Here is a 22,220-nt window from a genome sequence, read left to right on the forward strand (position 1 = left end):
AGATGATTATGAGCCGATTTAATTTTATGAGAATTAAATTTAGAATTATCGGAGCTGTATGCGGTGAAAGTCGCACGTACAGTTCTTAATGGGGAAAGCGGCAGCAATGCCGCCGACCTACATAACATAGTAAATCCATACAGTATATATATTTTGATATGACAAAAGATTTGAAAATATCCCCTTCTTTGCTTTCAGCCGATTTCGGTAACCTGAAAGCCGACCTGGAAAAAATCAACCGCAGTGAGGCCGACTGGCTGCACATTGACATCATGGACGGTGTATTCGTACCCAATATCTCTTTCGGTTTTCCGGTACTGAAATACGTGGCCGAACTGTGTGAGAAACCGCTGGACGTACACCTGATGATCGTACAGCCGGAGAAATTCATCCGTGAGGTAAAGGACCTGGGCAGCATGATGATGAACGTGCATTACGAGGCTTGTCCGCACTTGCACCGGGTGGTGCAGCAGATCAAGGATGCGGGCATGCAGGCGGGTGTGACCCTGAATCCGGCTACTCCGGTATCGTTGCTTGCCGATATCATCTCCGACGTGGACATGGTACTGCTCATGAGTGTCAATCCGGGTTTCGGCGGACAGAAGTTTATTCCGCATACCCTGAACAAGGTGCGTGAGTTGCGTGAACTGATTGCACGTACCGGCTCACAGGCCCTGATTGAAGTCGACGGAGGTGTCAACCTGCAGACCGGAGCGCAACTGGTTGAGACCGGTGCCGATGTGCTGGTGGCAGGCAATGCCGTATTCAAGGCTCCTGACATGGTAGACATGATCCGTCAGATGAAGAATCTGAAATAACCGGTGGGATGTTCTCCCGCCTGACATCATATCCTGTTTTCCGTCTTACCGTAGCAGGGGCGGCGGGAATCGTTGTCACGGACAGACTGATGGTCCGGCAAGAATGCCTGTGCATGCTTGCCGGGCTTTTTGTTTGTGTGCTGGCGGCGGCCTTTGTCGTGTATTTTTTCTCTTCGTACCGCTATCGTGCGGTTTTCGGCATGCTCGTTACCCTGGCGGTGGGACTGGCAGGGGGAGTGTCCGTCCTCCTGCACCGCGGAGAAATCCGGTACGACTGGGATGCGGGGGAGAGAATCTATATCGGGCAGTTGGATGAGGCGCCCCGTATCCGGTTGAAGACCCGGCAGGCCCTGGTCAGGGTAGAAGCCGGGAGGGACTCGCTGACGGGAGAGTGGAAAGCGGTGGACCGGAAGATCCTGCTTTCCTGGATGAGTGATTCGCTTCAGCCTTCTCTGAGGTGTGGCGACCGGATGCTGTTCCGTACCGTGGTGGAGGCGTCGGGGGCTGATTCCTCACGGATGGGATTTGATTATGGCCGTTACCTGGAACGGCAGGGGGTGAGCGGAACGGCCATTGTTTTTTCGGGCAACTGGAAGAAACTGGCCGGAGAGCCGCGGCTTACCTTGCGGCAGTGGGCCTTGCGGTTGCGCGAACAGGTGGTGGATACCTACCGTTCGTGGAACCTGGAAGGGGATGTACTTGCCGTAGTCTCGGCGCTGACCGTGGGCGACAAGAGTGAGCTGAGCCGTGAGTTGCGTACTACCTACAGCGTGGCAGGGGCCAGTCACGTACTGGCTTTGTCCGGTCTCCACGTCGGAGTACTGGTCCTGCTGCTGTCGGTCCTGCTCCATCCGTTGCGCTGGCTGCCGGGAGGAAAGAAGCTGCTGCTGTTTGCGGTAGTTGCCTTTCTGTGGGGCTTTGCCTTCCTGTCGGGACTGAGTGCTTCGGTGGTGCGTGCCGTGACGATGTATACCCTTTACGTGCTTTTTACCTCCGTATCCGGCGGCCGCTATTCGGGCGCCTGCTCCTGGAGCCTTTCCGCTTTCCTGATGTTGGCATATCATCCGTTTTATTTATTCGATGTCGGCTTCCAGTTGTCGTTTGCGGCCGTATTTGCCATTCTCTTCTTTTATCCGCTGCTCCGCGACCTGTGGCAGCCCCGTCATAGCATGGTCCGTTGGGCCTGGCAGGTCACGGCACTTTCTGTCTCGGCACAAATCGGCACCCTGCCTTTGGTAGCCCATTATTTTGGCACTTTTCCTACCTATTTTATTATAAGCAACCTGATGGTTACGCCACTGGCTGCCGCCATTCTCTGTTTCGCATTGCTGTCCCTGCTGCTTTTGCCCGTGCCGGTATTATGCAGTTGGAGTGTAGCCGCCCTTTCTGCCGTCACCCGGTGGATGAGCGGAGGAATGCAGGTGATACAGAGCCTTTCGGGTGACCGCCCCGCAGCATGTTATCTTTCTGAAGTTCAGGCCTGGCTGCTTGCACTGTGTGTCTGCGGCTTTGCGGCTTACCTGTATTACCGCCGGCCGGCCCGTTGTCTGATACTGACCCTCGGAACCGCAACCTGTCTGTTGGCTTCGGTGGTATATGAATCCTTTTCTCCTCCGCCCCGGGAAATCTGCATGAGCCGCAGCCAGGTTTACCTGCAGACTCCTTTTACCTCCCGCCTGCTTTCGTCACCTTCGGGTATCTACCGGGTAGGGGAAAGGTGCATCGTGAGGGTATCCGACGGACGCTGGAAAAGCCGTCAGTCGCCCTTGCCCCTGAAAGTCGACTGCCTGTATCTCTGCCGGGGCTTCCAGGGAGGGCTGGACCACTGGCTGCGGGTGTTTCAGTTTCATACCGTAGTAGCCGACAAATCGTTGAGCCATAAACAGAAAGCATGGATACGGAAAGCCTGTGAGGAACGGGGGCTGACCTATATTGATGTATCCGAAAAAGGATATTACGGTATTCCGTTATGATATAAAATTAAAATTTCGTACATTTGCCGCTTAATCAACACTATCAGATATACATATATGCTATCAAAAGTAATACTTCAGGCCAATATTGACAAAGTCGCTAAATATTTCGAACGTGCGGACAAAATTGTGATTGTGACCCATGTCTCTCCCGACGGAGATGCACTCGGCTCTTCGCTGGGACTGATGCATTTCCTGGAAACTCAGGAAAAGACCGTGAACGTCATTGTACCGAATGCATTTCCTGATTTCCTTCGCTGGATGCCGGGAGCCAAGGACATCATCCGTTACGACAAGTATGCGGAATTTGCCGACAAGCTCATCGGTGAGGCCGATGTGATCTGCTGTCTGGACTTTAATGCCTTGTCGCGCATCGATGCCATGGCCCGCGTGGTGGGAGAGGCCCCGGGACGCAGGGTACTTATCGACCATCACCTGCATCCGGAAGATTTCTGCCGGGTAACGATTTCTCATCCGGAAATTTCGTCGACTTCCGAACTGGTTTTCCGTCTCATCTGCCGGATGGGATATTTCGAAGACATCACACGCGAGGGTGCCGAATGTATTTATACCGGTATGATGACCGATACGGGAGGATTTACCTATAATTCCAACAGCCGTGAAATCTACTTCATCATCAGTGAACTGCTCTCGAAGGGCATTGATAAGGATGAAATCTACCGCAAGGTGTTCAATACGTACTCCGAAGGACGTCTCCGGCTGATGGGATACGTACTGTACGACAAGATGGAAGTCTTCCCGCAGTTCCGTGCGGCACTGATCTGGCTGACAAAGGAAGAGCAGGGACGCTTCCAGTACGTGAAAGGAGATACGGAAGGCTTTGTCAACATTCCGTTGCAGATGAAAGGCATCTGTTTCTCCGTTTTCCTGCGTGAGGATACCGAAAAGAACATGATCAAGGTTTCCCTCCGTTCGGTAGGAGCATTCCCCTGCAACCAGGTTGCTTCGGAGTTCTTCAACGGTGGAGGACATCTGAATGCCTCGGGAGGTGAGTTTTACGGAACAATGGAAGAAGCCATCGAACGCTTCAAGCAGGCGTTGGTGAAGTACGAGCCTCTTTTGCAGAAAAACTGAAAAAACAGACCGGGCGGATTGACGCGGGCAGGGAAGACATGACACACTTCGGTGTGTGGTTACACGGACCGTTATGCATGAGGAGAAAGCAGGCGATCTTTTTCAAAAAGGCCGCCAGCTTTCCGGAAAAAGGCCGCGGCCTTTTCTCCAGCGGATAACGATGCGTGAACGATTGTCTGCTTGTCGGTTTCCCGTTGTCTTGTATGGTTTTTCACCGTACATGCAATTTTAATATAAAATTGTATACTGTTTTTTTTATTTATCTTTTTCGTTGGTGTTAATAAAGGAAGTTTTATTACTTTTGTTGCTATAATATAAGGTGAAGAATGAAAAAAATAAAATTTTTAGTGGTAGTTATCGGAGTTTTGTCGTGCGTCTTGCAAAGTTGTAACAACGGCAAAACCTATGCGGAAATGAAAGAAGACGAGGCAGATGCAATCAATGCCTGGATTTTGAGTCACGACTATAAGGTAATCAGTGAGAAGGATTTCTATGCTCAGGATACCATCACACATGAGAACGAATATGTGCTTTTCGAGGAAAGCGGCGTATACATGAACATCATGTGCAAGGGACCTGAAGGCGAGGACGGTGAGGAAGGCGAAATCCTTCAGGACGGTTCGTATGAAATCTTGTCACGTTTTGTAGAAGTGGCCGTACAGTCGCGCGACGACCTGGGCTTCCTGGCGGGTGATACCCTGTTGCTGAACATGCAGCTGACAGGTTCTTCTACCATCGAGCTGTTTCCCGAAGAATATAAGCTGACCATCAGCGGGACTTCGTATTCCGCCTCATTTACAAAAGCCCATTCGAACAGTATGTCACAGACATATGGAACCACGTCGGTTCCGTCGGGCTGGCTGGTTCCGTTCAAGTACATCAAACCCGGACGTACACAGTCTTCGGCCAAGGTGGCTCGCGTGCGCCTGATTGTTCCTCACGGACAAGGCACCAGCACTGCCAGTCAGCGGGTGTACCCCTGTTTTTATGAAATCACTTATAATTTAGGTAAATAAATATGACATTAATTAAATCTATTTCTGGAATCCGAGGTACTATCGGAGGTAAGGCGGGGGAAGGTTTGAATCCGCTGGACATCGTGAAATTCACATCGGCTTACGCAACGCTGATTCGTCGTACAACCACGGTTACGACCAACAAGATTGTAGTAGGACGTGACGCCCGCATTTCGGGTGAAATGGTAAAGAATGTGGTATGCGGTACTTTGATGGGAATGGGATTCGATGTGGTAAACATCGGTCTGGCTTCTACTCCGACAACCGAACTGGCAGTGACCATGGAAGGTGCATGCGGAGGTATCATTCTTACTGCAAGTCACAACCCAAGACAGTGGAATGCACTGAAACTGTTGAACGAACACGGAGAGTTCCTGAATGCGCAGGAAGGCAATGAAGTACTTCGCATTGCGGCTGCCGAGGAATTTGAGTTCGCTGACATCGAACATATCGGAAAATACAGAGAAGACAATACTTATAACCAGAAGCACATCGACAGTGTACTGGCATTGAAGCTGGTTGACGTGGAAGCTATCCGCAAGGCCAACTTCCGTGTGGCTATCGACTGTGTGAACTCGGTGGGCGGTATCGTGCTGCCGCAGTTGCTGGAGCAGCTGGGCGTACAGCATGTGGAAAAACTGTACTGTGAGCCGACTGGCGACTTCCAGCACAATCCGGAACCGCTGGAAAAGAACCTGGGAGACATCATGAACCTGATGAAGGGCGGCAAGGCAGATGTAGCCTTCGTAGTTGACCCTGACGTAGACCGTCTGGCCATGATTTGTGAAGACGGTACCATGTACGGAGAAGAATATACGCTGGTAACTGTAGCCGACTACGTATTGAAGCACACTCCGGGAAATACGGTATCCAACCTGAGTTCTACCCGTGCACTGCGCGACGTAACCCGTAAGTACGGTATGGAATACAATGCTTCAGCCGTAGGTGAAGTCAACGTAGTAACCAAGATGAAGGAAACTCATGCGGTAATCGGTGGAGAAGGAAACGGTGGAGTCATCTATCCGGAATCTCACTACGGACGTGACGCACTGGTAGGTATCGCTTTGTTCCTGAGTCACCTGGCTCATGAAGGCAAGAAGGTAAGCGAGCTGCGTGCTTCGTATCCGGCATACTGCATTGCCAAGAACCGTATCGACCTGACACCGGAAACGGATGTGGATGCTATCCTGGCAAAAGTGAAGGAACTGTACAAGAACGAGGAAATCAATGACATCGACGGTGTGAAGATTGACTTTGCCGACAAGTGGGTACACCTGCGCAAGAGCAACACCGAACCGATTATCCGTGTATACTCGGAAGCATCTACCATGGAAGCTGCCGACGAACTGGGTAAGCAGATCATGGACATCGTGTACAGCCTGGCTAAATAAGATTGAGGTAAGCTGATTACAGATACTGGAAGCCCGCCATTTATCCTGCGATGAATGGCGGGCTTATTGTATTATTTCGTTTTTATTTTATTCCACCCACAGCATGTCACTCATGATTCCGTCGGAGATAAAGACTCCTTTCTCTGTCAGCTTCAGGACTCCATCCTTGATCTCAAGCATTTTCTGCCGGATATGAGGTGCCGCCATGCGCAGGCAGTACGCATACAGTTCGTGCCCGAATTCCTTTTCCAGCCGGCTGAGCGGCATTCCCCAGCAGGTACGGATGGTAGTAATGACAAAATCGTTGTAACGGGTATACAGGTCGAGCTCTTCGCCTTCGGTGTCAGGAATTCCCCGTTCAATTCCCTCCATGTACTTTTCCAGTGAGGCTACGTTCCATTGCCGCGACAGACCGTTGTAGGAATGTGCCGAAGGTCCGCATCCCAGGTAATGGATGCCTGTCCAGTAACTGGAGTTATGGCGCGAATGCTTTCCCGGCAGGCAGAAATTGGAAATCTCATAATGTTCGTATCCCGCTGCTTTCAGGCGCTCAATCAGCAGGGTAAAGAAACTGACACTCAGGTCCTCGTCGGCTTCTTCCACCCGGTGCTCTTCCCGCAGTTGCCACAGGCGGGTACCCTCTTCGTAAATCAGGTGATAGGCCGAAATGTGTTCGGGACGCATGGCCAGTGCCTCCTGCAGGTCGTTTTCCCAGGCTGCCAGTGTCTCTCCGGGCAAACCGTACATCAGGTCGATGCTGATGTTCTGGAAACCCGCTTCCCGGCAACGGTAGAAAGCCTCTTTGGCCTGACGGGCCGTATGCCGGCGGCAGAGCAGACGGAGGGTTTCTTCCTGAAAGGTCTGTATGCCCATGCTGAGACGGTTGAACGGAAGCGAGCGCAGGCTGCTGACATACTCCGGCGTCAGGTCGTCGGGGTTGGCTTCCAGGGTGATTTCAGCATCCTTGCTGACCGGATAAAGGCGGTACAGCGTGTCGAAAATCTGGCCGAAATCCTTTTCTTCCAGTTGTGAAGGCGTTCCGCCTCCCAGGTATACCGTAGCGATTTCCTCCTGCGGAAGATAATCCCTGCGCAGTTCCAGTTCCTTGCAGAGGGCGCGTACATACGCCTCTTTTTTCTCACTTTGCGTAGTCGAAAAGAAATCACAGTAAATGCATCTGCGCTTGCAGAATGGAATATGAATGTAAATGCCGGCCATGGAGCGAATATTCTGTTTTTGTTTCCTGCAAAGGTAGGAAAAAATCGCAGAATTTATCGGCTGTCATGCTGTATATTAACTCCTCCGGTTGCCGCTTTCTGCCTAAAAACATAGTTTAGTAACACGAATGTAAGTGTTGCATTTCTGAACATTAATTTCTAATTTGCGCACACTTAAAAATCAAGAGATATGAAAAGCATATCCTTTCGTTTACTAATTAAATCTTGAAATACCATGAAAGTATATCAGACCAACGAAATTAAGAATATTGCCCTTCTTGGCAATGATGGATCAGGTAAGACCACCCTCACAGAAGCGCTGCTCTATGAGAGTGGTATTATAAAACGTCGCGGCAGAATTACTGCCAAGAATACGGTAAGCGATTATTTTCCGGTAGAGCAGGAGTATGGTTACTCTGTATTCTCTACCGTATTTCATGTGGAGTGGAATGGTAAGAAACTGAATATTATCGACTGTCCGGGTAGTGATGACTTTGTGGGAGCGGCCATGACAGCACTGAATGTAACGGATACGGCTATTTTGCTGCTGAACGGTCAGTACGGTCCGGAAGTGGGTACACAGAATCATTTCCGTTATACGGAGAAACTGGGTAAACCGGTGATTTTCCTGGTAAACCAGCTTGACAGTGAAAAGTGTGACTTCGACCACGTTCTCGAACAGTTGAAAGAAAATTACGGTTCTAAAGTTGTTCCGGTTCAGTATCCGCTGGCTACAGGACCCGACTTTAATTCGTTGATCGATGTACTTTTGATGAAAAAATATACTTGGGGTCCGGAAGGCGGTGCTCCTACTATCGAAGACATTCCGGCCGAAGAAATGGAAAAGGCACAGGAATGGCACAAGACACTGGTGGAAGCTGCAGCCGAACACGACGAGACCCTGATGGAAAAATTCTTTGAATCGGAATCGCTGACAGAAGACGAAATGCGTGAAGGTATCCGCAAGGGACTGGCCGCACGCGGTATGTTCCCGGTATTCTGCGTATGTGCAGGTAAGGACATGGGTGTACGCCGTCTGATGGAATTCCTCGGCAACGTGGTTCCGTTTGTAGACGAAATGCCTGTGGTACATAATACACGCGGGGTACCTGTAGAACCGAAGTGTGATGCGCCTACTTCATTGTATTTCTTCAAGACTGCGGTTGAGCCTCATATCGGTGATGTGCAGTACTTCAAGGTAATGAGCGGTGTGGTTCACGAAGGTGACGACCTGAACAATGCCGACCGTGGTTCGAAGGAACGTATGGCTCAGCTTTATGTGTGTGCCGGTGCCAACCGTGAAAAGGTGGATGAACTCCGTGCCGGTGATATCGGTTGTACAGTGAAACTGAAAGACGTGAAGACAGGCAATACCCTGAACGGCAAGGACTGTGAAAACCGTTTCAACTTCATTAAATATCCGAATCCGAAATATACCCGTGCCATCCGTCCGGTAAATGAAGCCGATACAGAAAAGATGATGGCTATCCTGAACCGTATGCGTGAGGAAGATCCGACCTGGGTAATTGAACAGTCTAAGGAATTGAAGCAGATTCTGGTTCACGGTCAGGGTGAGTTCCACTTGCGTACTCTGAAATGGCGTATCGAGAACAACGAAAAACTGCAGATTCAGTTCTATGAACCGAAGATTCCGTATCGTGAAACCATTACCAAGGCTGCACGTGCCGACTATCGTCATAAGAAGCAGTCGGGTGGTGCCGGACAGTTCGGTGAAGTACACCTGATTGTAGAACCGTATTACGAAGGCATGCCGGCTCCTGATACATATAAGTTCAATGGTCAGGAATACAAGATGAACGTGAAGGGTACGGAAGTCATCGACCTGGAATGGGGCGGTAAACTGGTATTCGTAAACAGTGTGGTAGGTGGTGCCATCGACGCACGTTTCATGCCGGCTATCCTGAAGGGTATCATGAGCCGTATGGAACAGGGTCCGCTGACCGGTTCGTATGCCCGTGACGTACGTGTGATTGTATACGACGGAAAGATGCACCCGGTTGACTCCAATGAAATCTCATTCATGCTGGCAGGCCGCAACGCTTTCAGTGAAGCCTTCAAGAATGCCGGTCCGAAGATTCTGGAACCGATTTATGACGTGGAAGTCTTTGTACCGAGTGAAAAACTGGGTGATGTAATGAGTGACATGCAGGGACGCCGCGGTATGATTATGGGTATGAGCAGTGAGAAGGGTTATGAAAAACTGGCTGCCAAGGTACCTTTGAAAGAAATGTCCAACTACTCTACGGCGTTGAGCTCACTGACAGGTGGACGTGCTTCCTTCATCATGAAGTTCGCCAGCTATGAACTGGTTCCGACAGATGTACAGAACAAGCTGATGAAGGAATTTGAAGAACAGGAAAAAGAAGAGTTATAACTCTAGTTGTTGTTTTTATAGGTTGAAAGGGTCGTACCGTCGGTGCGGCCTTTTTAATTGGCTGAAAACCGGCAGAAATGTATTTTATTATACGATTAATGTACGGAAATAGCCGGTTTTTATGCGGAGCATAATTATTTTTGCATTGTTAATGTTGTAATTAATTAATCTTTTAAATAATCGTAGAACATGAAAAAACAAGTATTGTCTCTCGCTTTTGCCTGCCTGGCATTGGGTGGTTTCGCACAGAATGTGGTTAAGAACGGAACTTTCGACACTCCGTTGAATGAGGAAATCAATAAGACGGTTCCTGCTTCAGCAGACTGGTTCGTGCTTGAAAAAGCCAACGGTGGTACAGTCATTACAGCAGCTACCGACGACGATGCTCACGGCAATGTGGTTCAGATTGAGAATACCAACAACAACTCTTGGTATAAGGCTTATCTGGGACAGCGCCTGGAAGGTCTGGAAAAAGGAGTTTATGCGGTTTCTTTCGAAGCAAAGGCAGTGAGCGGTGACGCTGAAGTGCGTTTCTTCATCTGTGATGCCAAGAGCAACAAGGTCTTCATCATGCGTGAGAAGTTCGACCTGAGCAACGAGGCTACCAAGAAGCAGTCGGCTGCTGCATATAGCCGCAAACTGAAAGGCAACAAGTGGAATAAGGTGACTGCCAACTTCGACTTCGCAAGAGTGGTGGATGCGTTTGCCAGTGCACAGGGAGTAGAAGCAAAGGGTGGAAAAATCACTGAATCGGCTGCTACTGAAGATACTTACAAGAACCTGATCCTGGTAATCCAGTTGCAGAACAAGGATTCAAAAGCTTTGATCGACAACGTATCAGTAGTAAAGAAATAAGGAATCTGGGTTAAAAATGAAATCCCTCTCTGCCTGCCGTTCCGGGCTGTGGCAGAGAGGGATTTTTATGGGAATCAAGGATGTTCCGGCAGCGACATCAGGTATTCGATACTTGGATTTTGCTTGATGATGATTCCTTCCGGATCAATCAGGAACAGGGCCGGAATTTGTTCTACCTTCCAGTCTGGGTATTCTCTGAGGAGCAGGTTGCCGGCTATTTAAGATAAGAAAACTTATGAATAGCACAGGCGGAAGAATAGTTGAAATTTGTCCAGGTTTTTATTTTTTTATTACTTTTGTCTCATGGCAATTTTCCACTTTCATAATAAAAACAGGAAGTTATCCAAAGAGAGGTTTGAAGAGGTGTATAAGACTTATTACTCTCGTTTATATTATTATTGCTTTCAGTTTATTGCAGATGAAGAAGTCTCAAAAGACCTGGTCAACGATGTCTTTGAGAAAGTCTGGCTACAGCGTGATGAACTTAAAGCTGATACTCTGTCTTCATATCTTTATACTCTTATCCGAAACAGATGTATTGATTATATGCGCCATAGAAAAATAGAACAGCAATTTGCTGAAATCTATGATTGGATAACAGAGGATTCTCCGGATGATTTAAATCTGTATGAATATCGGATGTCCTGTATAGAGAAAATCATTGATGATTTAAAGGAGCCGACGAAAGGAATCTTCATGAAATGTTATTTTGGTCATAAGAAATACACGGAGGTTGCTCAAGAATATCAAATCAGCAGCAGCGGGGTAAAGAAGCATATAATGAGAGTATTGCGTCTGATTCGGAATGAGTTTGAAAATAATCGGGAAGATTTGTCCTGAGTCAGGTTCATAACACATTAAATATCGATTGGTATGTTGAAAATAGATTCAGAAAATAGACTGGACCATGTGTTGGAAGCACTTGAGAATCCTTCTGCCTTTACTTCGGAAGAACTCAAACAACTGTTTTCGGATGAAGAATGTCTGAATAACGCACGTGCTATATTGGCTGCCAGGGAAGCTTTGGCCCGGCGGCATGTTCCGGCTCCCGATGTGAATGAAGAGTGGAAAGCTTTTGCAAATCGTCACAGAAAAAAATCGGTAATTCCATTGGTTGCCAGTCTTACTGCTGTAGCTTGTGTAGTGCTGGCTTTTATTATAAATAGTTTTGGAATACAGCATGAAGAGTTAACCGTGTTTGAAGCAGTCACAGCCTCACAGACCGTCAGACAAGAAACGGTAAACGGGATTACGTCAATATATGTTCCCAGGGGAATGCAGAAGCAGTTTAAACTCCCTGATGGTACGTTAGTTACGTTGAATGCAGATAGTAAACTTATATATGACAGTGCACAGTTTGTCCGTTGTGAGCGTATGGTAACACTGAAAGGAGAAGGACTGTTTGATGTGGCCAAAGATACTGTACATCCATTTACGGTGCGTTCCGAACGATTGAATGTCAGAGTGTTGGGCACAACATTCAATATGAGAAACTACACTACTGAAGCAGAGAAGATTACCTTGCTTTCCGGCTCCCTGCAGGTCTTTTCTTTGCATCAGACAGACAGTCTGCTTATCAGTCCAGGAGAGCAGATACAACTTACCGGCAAGGATAAGTTATGTATGAAGAAAACTTCACATATCGGTGATTTTGTTGTCTGGACCGGGGGAGTTTTTTATTTCGACAATCAGCCGCTAGTAGAAGTGCTGTGTGAATTGGGGAGATGGTATAATGTAAACATAATTTTCCGAAATAAGGATAGCATGAACAGCCGTTTGCATTTTAAGGCACTGCGGAACGAGTCACTTTCTTCAATTATTGAATTGTTGAATTATATCAGTAAAACTCCGATTATACTGGAAAATAATGCAGTGATTGTTGGAAAATAATGTAAAAAAGAGTACCCGTTTTGGGTGTCATTCGTATTTATAATAAATACTTATTAAAAATGACCTTATGAAATCAAAATTGGTACAAGTTCTCTGTTTTTTTCTGTGTGGAACACAGATTCTTTTGGCGCAAACTGTAGAAACCATGAGTGTGGTATTACAGCAGGCCGGTTTGGCAGATGCTTTGAAAAGTATCGAAGCTAAAAGTGGAATTCATATTTTATTTGACTATAGGGATATCGAATCCTATCAGGTGACCTGTAAATTGGATAGTTGTTCATTTGAGCGGGCCATGGCAGTTCTACTTTTAGATAAACCTTTGATTTATAGAAAGGTACGTGAAAATACGTACGTGATTCGGAAAACTGAGGCTAAAAAAGGAACGAAAGTAGTGGAATGTAGTCTGTCGGGTATTGTAACGGATTCTTTATATCAGCCAGTAGAAGCAGCAGTCGTCAGTGTCTTGAAGCAAGAAGATGGATTTCCTATGAGTCAGACCATTACTTCGGCACAAGGACGCTTCAGTCTTAAAGCTGCAGGAAAAGTACAGTTGTATGTCAGTTGCTTGGGGTATAATCCTTATTTAAGCGAACCCTTTAACCTTGAAAAAGATACTGCCGTACGTATTCATCTTCAGTCTGCCAATATTCTGTTAGATAACGTCCTCATAATAGGTGAAAAGCAGCATCCTTCCGTGCGTGTGATAAACGGCAACACTGTCTTCTTCCCAAAAAACAGTGGAATACTGGCTGGAGGTACAGCCTTGGATATTCTTAGGAAGACCCCCGGTGTGCTTGTTGACGGAAACGATAAAGTCAGTATTGGAGGTCGTAGTGGGGTTCTGATAATTCTTGATGGAAAGCCTACCTATATGCAGCAGGAAGAGGTGATTGCCTTGCTTCGGTCCATGTCATCCGCTTCGGTAAAGTCAGTTGAGATTATCAATAATCCTTCTGCACAATACGATGCTGCAGGTTCCGGCGGAATTATCAATATTCATACTCAGAAATATCATACCGAAGGGTATTCTTTTTCCATGAACAATGGACTGTCTTACTGGAACAATATCCGTCAGAATACCGAAATGGCATTTGGTTATAACCGGAACCGTTTCAGTCTGATGGGAAATTACCGTCATCAATTGGGATATTACGATCTGGATTATGGAATGCGTCGGATTCAGTCAGGAAAAGAATATTATAGCCCGACGGCTGATACGGATAAAAGAAAGACTTTTTCCGGGAATTTGGACGTGGAATATAAATTCAATGAGCGGAACCTAATTGGCGGTCAGTTGACTGTAAATACGCTTTTTGGTCCTGGGCAGACTGTGACTACTACGGAAATCAGAGATGCCGTACATCATGAACTGGAACAAGTTCTTTATGCCCGGAATGACTATTATGAGCAACGGGCGAATCGTTATGGAGCCGGTCTTTATTATGTGTCCACTCCGAAAGAAGGAGTAAAATATACTATAGATGCCAATTATGCATGGTTTGACGGTGGTTCGGGTAATTTACAACCCAATACTTATGTAACACCGGAGGGGAAGGTTCTGAATGATTATCTTTATCGTTCCCAAAATAGAAGAAACATTCATATCTATGCCTTGGCTTATCAGCAGCAGCATAAATGGGGGAGTGGAGAGTTGAAAGCAGGAGTAAAATATTCGGATGTGAGTGCAGACAATGGTTATCGCTTTTTCGAGATTACGGATTACGGTGAAGTGATGGATGCTACCCAATCCAATGATTTCGTGTATAAAGAGCGAATTCTGGCTGCTTATTTACTGTATGAGTGTCCACTAGGTCCTCGTTTTCGTATGGAATTGGGACTGCGGGGAGAGCAGACCTGGTCGGAAGGACAGTTGTATGCGGTAAATGGTTTGGACAGCAAATTCAATCGTCACAGTTATTTTAACTGTTTTCCTTCTGTTAGTTTGAATTATCAGATAAAGGATGATCAATCGCTGTCTATCGGTTATGGCAGCCGCATTGACCGTCCTGCATATCAGGATCTGAATCCTTTTGAATATTTGCTGGATGAACTGTCGTACTGGAAAGGAAATCCTTTCCTGATGCCTCAGAAGACGCATCGCTTGACAGTGACATACAGTCATAAAAGTACTTCGCTCACAGCTGCATATACTTATATGAAGGATTATAAAGCGCAGATAACCGATACCTTGTCGACTGATAAGGTAATTATGACTCCCCAAAATATTGGTACAGAACAGCAGTTGTCACTTGCATGTAACCAAAGCCTTACTCCCTTCCCCTGGTGGGAAATGAACTTGAATCTGGTCGGGTATTATACGTATAAAGATATTGCTTTTGATACATACCGTACTTTCAGAAAAGGTTCGGTAGCCGGTATTTTTACTTTGATGAACACTTTCCGTCTTCCTTGGAATTTACAACTGGAACTGAACGGTTCATATGCGACTAGACGACAGGGGGGAGCTAACGAAATCATGCACTCCAGCGGTTATGTTGACTTGGCTGCCGGAAGATCATTCTTTAAAAACGTTTGTCTGTAAACTTATCTCTAACCGATCTGTTCTGGACAAATAACTGGGATAACGATGCCGCTTTTGAAGGTTTCCGTCTGTGGAATTGGGGAAAGGGAGAATCAAGACAGATAAAGGTAAATATAACCTATCGTTTTGGAAAAGAAAAAAAACGGTCACATCAGCAGGATTTCAAGGAACTGGATAGACTGTAGTGTGTGCTCGGAGCAGGCTGTCTTAAGTATTGAAAAAATGGCTTCCGCCATGACTGCCAGATGGTTGGCTGTCGTAGCGGAAGTTTGTGAAAAAGAATATGGGAAAGCCGAAACCGTCAGAAAGCTACCTGTCTCAGCACTGAATACATCATCGGCTTCAGTTCGACGGTTTCTGTTGTCTGTGTGTCTGTATTGAACAGTCGGGTAACCAGCTTACCGTCTATCATCTCAATACGCTGGTTGGGAAGATACTTGTACTGCTTCAGTTTCTTTTCAGGATAGAAATACCGGTCATGAAAGTGCTCTGCGTATACTCTGCCTTTTTCTTCTGCAGCCTCATGGTGCAAGGCATAGATAACGGCTCCATAGGCAAAGTAATGGAATCCGTTCCGGTCCTGTATCACTCTTGGGGCAGTCACCAGCTTCAGGTCAATCTGCTCTGTACAACCGCCTTTGCAGGAGAACACCAGGTAATCACCCTCAGTCACGTATTCCCTGGAAGCCTTTATCTCCTCGGCCCATGCAGGTTTTCTCAGTTTGATTCTCTGGTCCGTCTCACAATAGACCGACAGGCGGATACTGTCGGACAAAGGGTAGCCGGTCTGCATTTCTATCTTTACCTTACCGCCCCGATGCTCCGTTTCCAGTGCACAAGGCAACAACAGATTGCATACCAGGTGGCCCTCGCTGTCTGTCATCCATGCCTTCTGAATGAAGTAAGGCGTAATTCTCAGCGAATTAGGTACACAGCAGACAGCCACATCCTGATGGACAGGCGAGTACTTGTACCTTGTCTGCTTTCTGTCGGCTTCCGGATGTCCGTTTCGCGTACCTCTCATCTCATACGAATTATCCGTCTTCAGGTAAGCGATGCCGCTTCCGTCCTTTAACCGCATTCCCAAGGCTGCATTGTAGAAAATGGTTTCCATGCGCTCAGCCGCAGCTACCTCTCCCTTCTTTTGCAGCAGCACCGAATAACTGTCGAGGAGTTCGTGGAGCGAGCAGAATTCATATCCGGTATCGTAGGGATGGGCACACCGTTCCCCGATCCATTCATCGCCGATGGCCCCACCCGTAGCTGTGGTGGTGGCAGCTATCCTGTCCAGGTACAGATTCAGAGCATTGATGACCTTTTCATCCATAGTGGTCTGTGCCGCCACTATGAGAGGGCGCAGGTGTTCATACGTATGTACTCCATGACACTTGAGCTTGTATTCCTTATCCAGAATATTTCCCAGTTGGGCATCAGATTCGGAAGAAAAATGGCTGGAATAATCCAGGTAGAGGAAAAGCGCATAATCCAGGTACTTCCGGTCGCCCGTAAGCTGATACATACGGTCCAGCACGTCTGTAAACGTCAGTCCGTGAGCCACCCCTCCGTTGTATTCGGTACCGGCATCAAACGGAGCAGAACCGTAGATCGGCCATTTTTCCATGACATTGTCTACCGCCCGGCAAATCGCTTTCCATACTTCCTGCTTGCCGGTAGCCTCGTAATAAGCCAGCAGTCCCCTCAGCAAGGTGGTCTTCGACCACAGTTCTCCGTTTTCTTTGTCGAAACGATATCGTAAAGAAGGGGTATAAATCCCCAGGTAGCCGTCTTCATCCTGGGTAGCGAGGATTTCCCTGACATATTCGTCTACGCGTTTCATCGCTTCCGCATCGTTCAGCATGATGGCATTCCGGATGTACGCGTCCCTCCAGTTCGACTGCGTTTCCGAGTTCCACCATTTGTATTGCTCTTCTCCTTCCGCATCTCCCTCCTTGTGGTTTCCCAAATCCTTCGCCTTGCTGCCGGCAGAAAGCCTTCCGCTGCCATAGATAGGGTCATTGATCAACTCCGGAATCAGTTCCGGCAAGTGAGTCAGTACCCCCTTCATGTCCATTTGCATTTGTTCCTTAAGCCATCCGAGGGGTTTGATGCTTCCGAAATGAAACGGCTTGAAGCATACCGCTACCGGATTCTCTACCATTTTATATTGTAATGTCCCGCCTTCCATAAGTTCTTTGAAATTGATGCTGTTGTCTTTTCTGATACCGTTGTAAGTTATTTCTCCTGCATAAATGTGCGATGCGGTGAGCCCATCGGCCTCGATGATAAGTTTACGGCCGTTACCGAGGCTGACGGAAGCACGCTTCACCTGCGGAGCTCCCAGTACGAAAACCCCATTGGCCGGATTCACGGGATAGAATCCCAGGGTAGAGAAAATGTACCATGCCGACATCTGCCCGCAGTCGTCATTGCCGATGATTCCATCCGGCCGGTCTCCGTAGAAGCGGTTGACAATCTGATTGACATAGAAATCCGTCTTCCAGGGCTTGTCCGAAAACTTGTATAAGTAAGCCACATGATGACAGGGCTCGTTGCCGTGCGCATACAGTCCGATCATCCCTTCCTGTCCCAGGTACTTGTCCGGGTTCTCTGTCTCCGTAGCGAAAAAGTAATCCAGCTGTCTGGTAAACTGCGCTTTACCTCCGATCAGTTTCGTGATTCCCTCTACATCCTGTTGTGCCGGCGTCCAGAAATACTGCCAGGCATTGGCCTCTGTATAATCTCCCGGATTGTTCATCGGAGACGTGGCCTTGAACGGATTGAAATCGGTTCTCCATTTCCCTTTCGAATCCTTTCCCCTGAAGAGCTGGGAGTCACTGTCGAACAGATTTTCATAAAAACGGGCTCTTTGATAGAATTCTTCGCTGACCTCCTTCTTCTGGAGTTTCTCAGCCATGAAGGCCACGCACCAGTCGTCGTATCCGTTTTCGAGGCCTTGGAAACTGACTCATCCTTTACGAGGTCGAACGGATAATATCCGTATTTCCGGTAGGTATCCCAGTCGGAGTGAATGTGCGGGGTAGTCGAAGTCTCCTGAATCGCCGCAAAGGCCTCTTCGGGATTAAAGCCGCTGAATCCATTCTGATAGGCCGATACAATCATCGGAATCGCATGATTGCCGATCATGCAGTAGTTGTCTTTTCCCCATGCCGTCCAGATGGGCAGGAAGCCCGCCTTTTGATGATGGACAATCATCGAGCGGACAATGGGGTCGATTACCTCCGGTGCGATGAACTGCAACAAAGGGAATGCAGCCCTGTAGATATCCCAGTTGGAGAGGGTCGAGAAGTAGGCCTTGTGCTCCGCGCAACTTACCTGGTCGTCCACTCCGCGGTACCTTCCGTCTACGTCTGCGATGTTGGACGGTTGCAGGAGCAGGTGATACATACAGTTGTAGAATATTCTCTTGCGTCGTTCGTCGGTCTCAATCTGTATCTTGTCAAGGTAACGGCTCCACTGGTCCGATGCTTGCTTGCGGACAGCCTCGAAGTCCCAGTGCGGAAGTTCCTGCTGCAGGTTCTTTTCCGCACCTTTCATTCCGGTGGTCGAGAGAGCCACTTTCACCTTCAACTGCGGATGCTTTGATTTCAGTTTGAACTGTGCGACGTACCTCGGTGCATTTTCCTTGGCCTGCAAAGGCAACTGTTCCATGCTCGAGAAAGGAGTATCAAATTTGATGACAAAGAAATACTTCCGTTCCACCCAGTTTTTCGTATGGCAATAGCCGGTAATCGTATGCTTGTCTTTAATCTGAATATCGGAATGGAGGACAAGGCTGTCGGTCAGAAACCGGATACCGTGCTGGAAGTCCAGCAGCAGACTGGCATTGGCCGACGGGAAAGTGTACCGATGAAAGGCCACCCGGTGCGTGCAGGTCAGTTCGGCCTTTACTCCGTCTGCCTTTTCCACACTGTAATATCCGGCCGATGCCTTTTCCGTATGTTTCTTCAGGATGCCCTTCTTCTCATTGTCGGCAAAGGGAAGCAGCAGTACATCCCCCAGTTCCCCGATACCGGTACCGCTCAAATGTGTCTGGGAGAATCCGAGCAGGGTAGAGTCGGCATACTGATACCCGCTGGTATAATCCCAGCTGGTGCTGTTACAGTCGGGTCCCGGTTGCACTATACCAAAAGGCAGGGAAGGCCCCGGAAAGGTATGCCCCGTCCCCTGAGTGCCGATAAAAGGGTCTACGTACATGACATTCTGTCCCGAAACCGTACCCAGCAGACCCCACATACACAGTAAAAGATGGATTTTCTTTTTCATAGTCATAATTTTTATACTTTTGTACAAAAGTAGCGTATATATTGAGCATTAAATTGCCCGTAATTCTCGTAATATTGTCGGATATTTCCATTCACTTCAAAAACTATGAAAAGAAAAGTAGCCTATGAATATGTAAGTTTTCAGGAGCAGACTTCCTTCCGGTGTGCTTCGTATCAGGTTCCGGTAACCGATGTCATGCCGCTGCACCAGCATCCGGAATGGGAGATTACGCTGATACAGGAAGGAAGCGGGACGGTGGTCACGGGAGATGCCTTGGATACTTTCGCTCCGGGAACGGTGACCATCGTGCCTCCCATGGTGCCGCACTGCTGGGTGTTTGCACCCGTCAACAAGGACGGAAGCAACCTGACAGCGAACACTACCCTTCATTTTGAAAACTCACTGCTGGAGAAACTGGCCGGTTTCAAGGAATTGGAAAGAGCCTGTAATGCCCTGCGTCATATGACTGCAGCCATTACCTGGAACGGGGACATTGCTGCAGACATCGGTGAACAGATACTCTCTGTCAGCGGGCAGCAGGGTGCTGAGCGGCTGTTCTCATTCGCGAAAATTATTGAGTCCTGTGTCTCTAAGACGGATGAGGCCCATGTGGCGGTCAGGCAGCTTGCGGCAGATGCCACAGAGGAGGAAGACCGGATACGCAAGGTCATCAAATACATCACGGAGAACTACATGCACAGAATTACCCTGGAGGAAGTGGCCGACATGGCCTGCATGAGCAAGACCCGTTTTTGTGTCTATTTTCGTCAGTGCTTCCGCCAGACCTTTTTTACTTTCCTGAACCAGTACCGGATTGAGATGGCCATCTCCCGATTGCTGGAAAGCCGGTCGTCGGTGGCTGATGTCTGTTTTGAAGTGGGCTTCAATGATGTGCCGCATTTTATCCGGACTTTCAAGAAATATAAAGGATGTGCCCCCAAAGCCTATCTGGCGAAAATAAAATCAGCCAACCGGCCTTAGCGGCCAGTTGGCTGATGAAACCGGTATACCGACCGGTACAGTTATGCCGGATGAAAGCTCATCTCCGTCATTTTATTCCCATCCCGGATTCTGGGGAAGCAGTCCCGGATTGCGCTGCAGTTCTCCCGAAGGAATAGGATACAGATACATTTTATCGTTCCAGGTACGGCTCTTTCCTTCCTGGTACGACAGGTCATCGTTCGTATAATTGCCATACACGATGGTCGGTTTCCAACTGCCGTCGCTACCCTGTACGTATTTACCGATATACGTCTGTACATTATTGACCAGTTTTCCGGCCTTCCATCTCTTCAGGTCATCAAAGCGGAATCCCTCACCGGCAAGCTCAATGCGCCGTTCGCGCCGTATCTCCTGAAGCAGCGGAGACAGGTTATATCCCCATTGTGGCCATTTGGCATCCTCGAAGCCCACCTGTAATGTCAGATGAGGCATTCCTACGCGGTCTCTCAGTTTATTCACTGTATTGTTCAGGTCCTCCTGCTTGATGGTTCCCAGTTCCGCCTTAGCCTCTGCATTGATCAGCAAGGTCTCCGCATAACGGTAAGCGATGCCGTCGAACGTACTCTTCGATTCAATATCCTGTGAAGGATCCGGATTAAAATACTTTCTTACCCAATATCCGGTAGGACAATCCTTGCTCACATAAGTCTTTTCATTCAGGTAGGTATTTTTCCCGTCGGCAGTCACCGTATACGGATGTGCTTCGGTCAGGATCAGCTGCTTGAAGTGCGGGTCACGGTCCTTGGCCTCTTCCGCCATGCTTTTATTCTGCTCGTGCGCCTTGCTGGTTGCCGAAGCCGGTTTGCCATCCGTGTAAAGAAAACAGTCTGCAAAATCCTTGGACCATCCGCTTTTCGCATTCCGGAGCCATCTGGTGGCATTATGATAGCGCAGGTTAGGTTCAAAGTCAATATACAGGACAGCCTCCTTGAGCTTGCTCTTGTCTTCCATGATAAAGAGGTTATAATAATCCTCCTCAGGCTTTCCGGTAGAATAAATCTCGTAATTACCCTTGGTGATCAGTTCGTCCGTGATGCTCGCCGCCATTTTCAGCAATGCATCGGCCTCACCCGCATATCCCAGTTCCGTATGATATTTGTAATACGTTCCCTCGTTGAGGCATACTCGCCCCAACAGATGCTTGGCAATGTCGGCATTCAACCGGTTCGGAGCTTCCTTGCCCTTTTCCGGAAGATTCTCTATCGCAAACTTCAAGTCTTCTATGATTTTCTGCGCCACCTGGTTTCTGGGCATTTTTTTGCCGAAGAGTTCTCCACTGTCTACGTCGAGATCCTTGTCGAGCCAGGGCACATCACCGAAAGTCTTTATCTTGTTGAAATATTCCAGTGCACGGAAGAACCTGACCTCAGCCACATATTGGTTGATTTCCTTCTCACTGCCCGTAGCCGACTGATAATGAGTCATGAAATAATTGATGTTGCGTATGTTTCTCCAATTATCCTTCGACCACTCTCCATCCTCTGCCGGAACAGTATACTGTCCCCACAAAAAACTGTTGGGCTTGAACGGAATCTGGTTGTCGCTGTTCTCATCTCCCAGATTGGTAACCCCGTCCGGCAATATGCCATAAAAAGCATTTGCATACGTTTCCAGGTCCTTGACAGTATTCCAGAAAGTCTTATCGTTCAGATCTTGAGGTCCTCTGTCCAGAAAACCATCATTGCACCCTGTCAATGACAGTGCAGCCGATAAAAAGAAAATATATTTAAGTTTCATGTGTA

At 48.0% G+C, this 22,220-nt stretch carries 14 protein-coding genes and 1 pseudogene; 11 read left to right on the forward strand and 4 right to left on the reverse strand.

Features of this window, described 5'->3' with window-relative positions; all coding sequences use genetic code 11:
- The first annotated feature begins 158 nt into the window (after positions 1-158).
- The 5 genes from rpe (at position 159) to glmM (ending at position 6,293) form a co-directional block, all read left to right on the forward strand.
- Positions 159-818 (forward strand): ribulose-phosphate 3-epimerase, encoded by a 660-nt coding sequence (gene rpe / locus H3001_RS13710; protein ID WP_181215227.1) that lies wholly within the window; start codon positions 159-161, stop codon positions 816-818.
- 8 nt (positions 819-826) lie between these two features.
- Complete coding sequence (locus H3001_RS13715; RefSeq protein WP_181215228.1) at positions 827-2,791, forward strand: ComEC/Rec2 family competence protein; 1,965 nt, start codon at positions 827-829, stop codon at positions 2,789-2,791.
- A 57-nt stretch (positions 2,792-2,848) separates the two neighbouring features.
- Positions 2,849-3,886, forward strand: a complete 1,038-nt coding sequence (locus H3001_RS13720; protein ID WP_178244694.1) for a DHH family phosphoesterase — start codon at positions 2,849-2,851, stop codon at positions 3,884-3,886.
- A 326-nt stretch (positions 3,887-4,212) separates the two neighbouring features.
- Positions 4,213-4,902 carry a DUF4827 domain-containing protein gene (locus H3001_RS13725; protein ID WP_181215229.1) on the forward strand — a complete coding sequence of 230 codons (690 nt, stop codon included), beginning with the start codon at positions 4,213-4,215 and terminating at the stop codon, positions 4,900-4,902.
- A 2-nt stretch (positions 4,903-4,904) separates the two neighbouring features.
- The gene (gene glmM, locus H3001_RS13730) at positions 4,905-6,293 is read left to right on the forward strand and encodes a phosphoglucosamine mutase (RefSeq protein WP_178244696.1); all 1,389 of its coding nucleotides are present in this window, start codon (positions 4,905-4,907) and stop codon (positions 6,291-6,293) included.
- An 87-nt stretch (positions 6,294-6,380) separates the two neighbouring features.
- Here glmM and hemW read toward each other — a convergent pair whose 3' ends face one another.
- Positions 6,381-7,511, reverse strand: a complete 1,131-nt coding sequence (gene hemW / locus H3001_RS13735) for a radical SAM family heme chaperone HemW (protein WP_181215230.1) — start codon at positions 7,509-7,511, stop codon at positions 6,381-6,383.
- Between the two features lie 234 nt (positions 7,512-7,745).
- On the opposite strand from hemW, the gene H3001_RS13740 reads away from it, so the two are divergent.
- From H3001_RS13740 to H3001_RS13760, 5 genes are all read left to right on the forward strand, one after another.
- Entirely contained in the window at positions 7,746-9,905 is a 2,160-nt protein-coding gene (locus H3001_RS13740; protein ID WP_178244698.1) for an elongation factor G, read from the forward strand.
- Positions 9,906-10,094: 189 nt separating this feature from the next.
- On the forward strand, positions 10,095-10,760 hold the full coding sequence (locus H3001_RS13745; RefSeq protein WP_178244699.1) for a DUF4627 domain-containing protein: 666 nt from the start codon (positions 10,095-10,097) through the stop codon (positions 10,758-10,760).
- 303 nt (positions 10,761-11,063) lie between these two features.
- Entirely contained in the window at positions 11,064-11,600 is a 537-nt protein-coding gene (locus H3001_RS13750; protein ID WP_178244700.1) for an RNA polymerase sigma-70 factor, read from the forward strand.
- 33 nt (positions 11,601-11,633) lie between these two features.
- Complete coding sequence (locus H3001_RS13755) at positions 11,634-12,650, forward strand: FecR family protein (protein WP_178244701.1); 1,017 nt, start codon at positions 11,634-11,636, stop codon at positions 12,648-12,650.
- Positions 12,651-12,795: 145 nt separating this feature from the next.
- Entirely contained in the window at positions 12,796-15,192 is a 2,397-nt protein-coding gene (locus tag H3001_RS13760) for a TonB-dependent receptor domain-containing protein (protein WP_246368600.1), read from the forward strand.
- Positions 15,193-15,493: 301 nt separating this feature from the next.
- Here the strand turns inward: H3001_RS13760 and H3001_RS13765 are convergent, their stop codons facing one another.
- Together H3001_RS13765 and H3001_RS19805 are read right to left on the reverse strand one after the other, a co-directional pair.
- Positions 15,494-17,377, reverse strand: coding sequence for a beta-L-arabinofuranosidase domain-containing protein (locus tag H3001_RS13765; protein ID WP_394367812.1), 1,884 nt, complete (start codon positions 17,375-17,377; stop codon positions 15,494-15,496).
- A 27-nt stretch (positions 17,378-17,404) separates the two neighbouring features.
- Positions 17,405-19,482: pseudogene (locus H3001_RS19805) on the reverse strand (GH92 family glycosyl hydrolase); the annotation flags it as partial.
- 99 nt (positions 19,483-19,581) lie between these two features.
- Between H3001_RS19805 and H3001_RS13770 the strand changes: the two are divergent.
- The gene (locus H3001_RS13770) at positions 19,582-20,457 is read left to right on the forward strand and encodes an AraC family transcriptional regulator (protein WP_181215232.1); all 876 of its coding nucleotides are present in this window, start codon (positions 19,582-19,584) and stop codon (positions 20,455-20,457) included.
- 72 nt (positions 20,458-20,529) lie between these two features.
- On the opposite strand, the gene H3001_RS13775 is transcribed toward H3001_RS13770, so the two are convergent.
- Positions 20,530-22,215, reverse strand: coding sequence for a RagB/SusD family nutrient uptake outer membrane protein (locus H3001_RS13775; protein ID WP_181215233.1), 1,686 nt, complete (start codon positions 22,213-22,215; stop codon positions 20,530-20,532).
- Positions 22,216-22,220: the final 5 nt, after the last annotated feature.

It is taken from the genome of Phocaeicola faecicola (assembly GCF_013618865.1).
Taxonomy (GTDB): Bacteria; Bacteroidota; Bacteroidia; order Bacteroidales; family Bacteroidaceae; genus Phocaeicola; species Phocaeicola faecicola.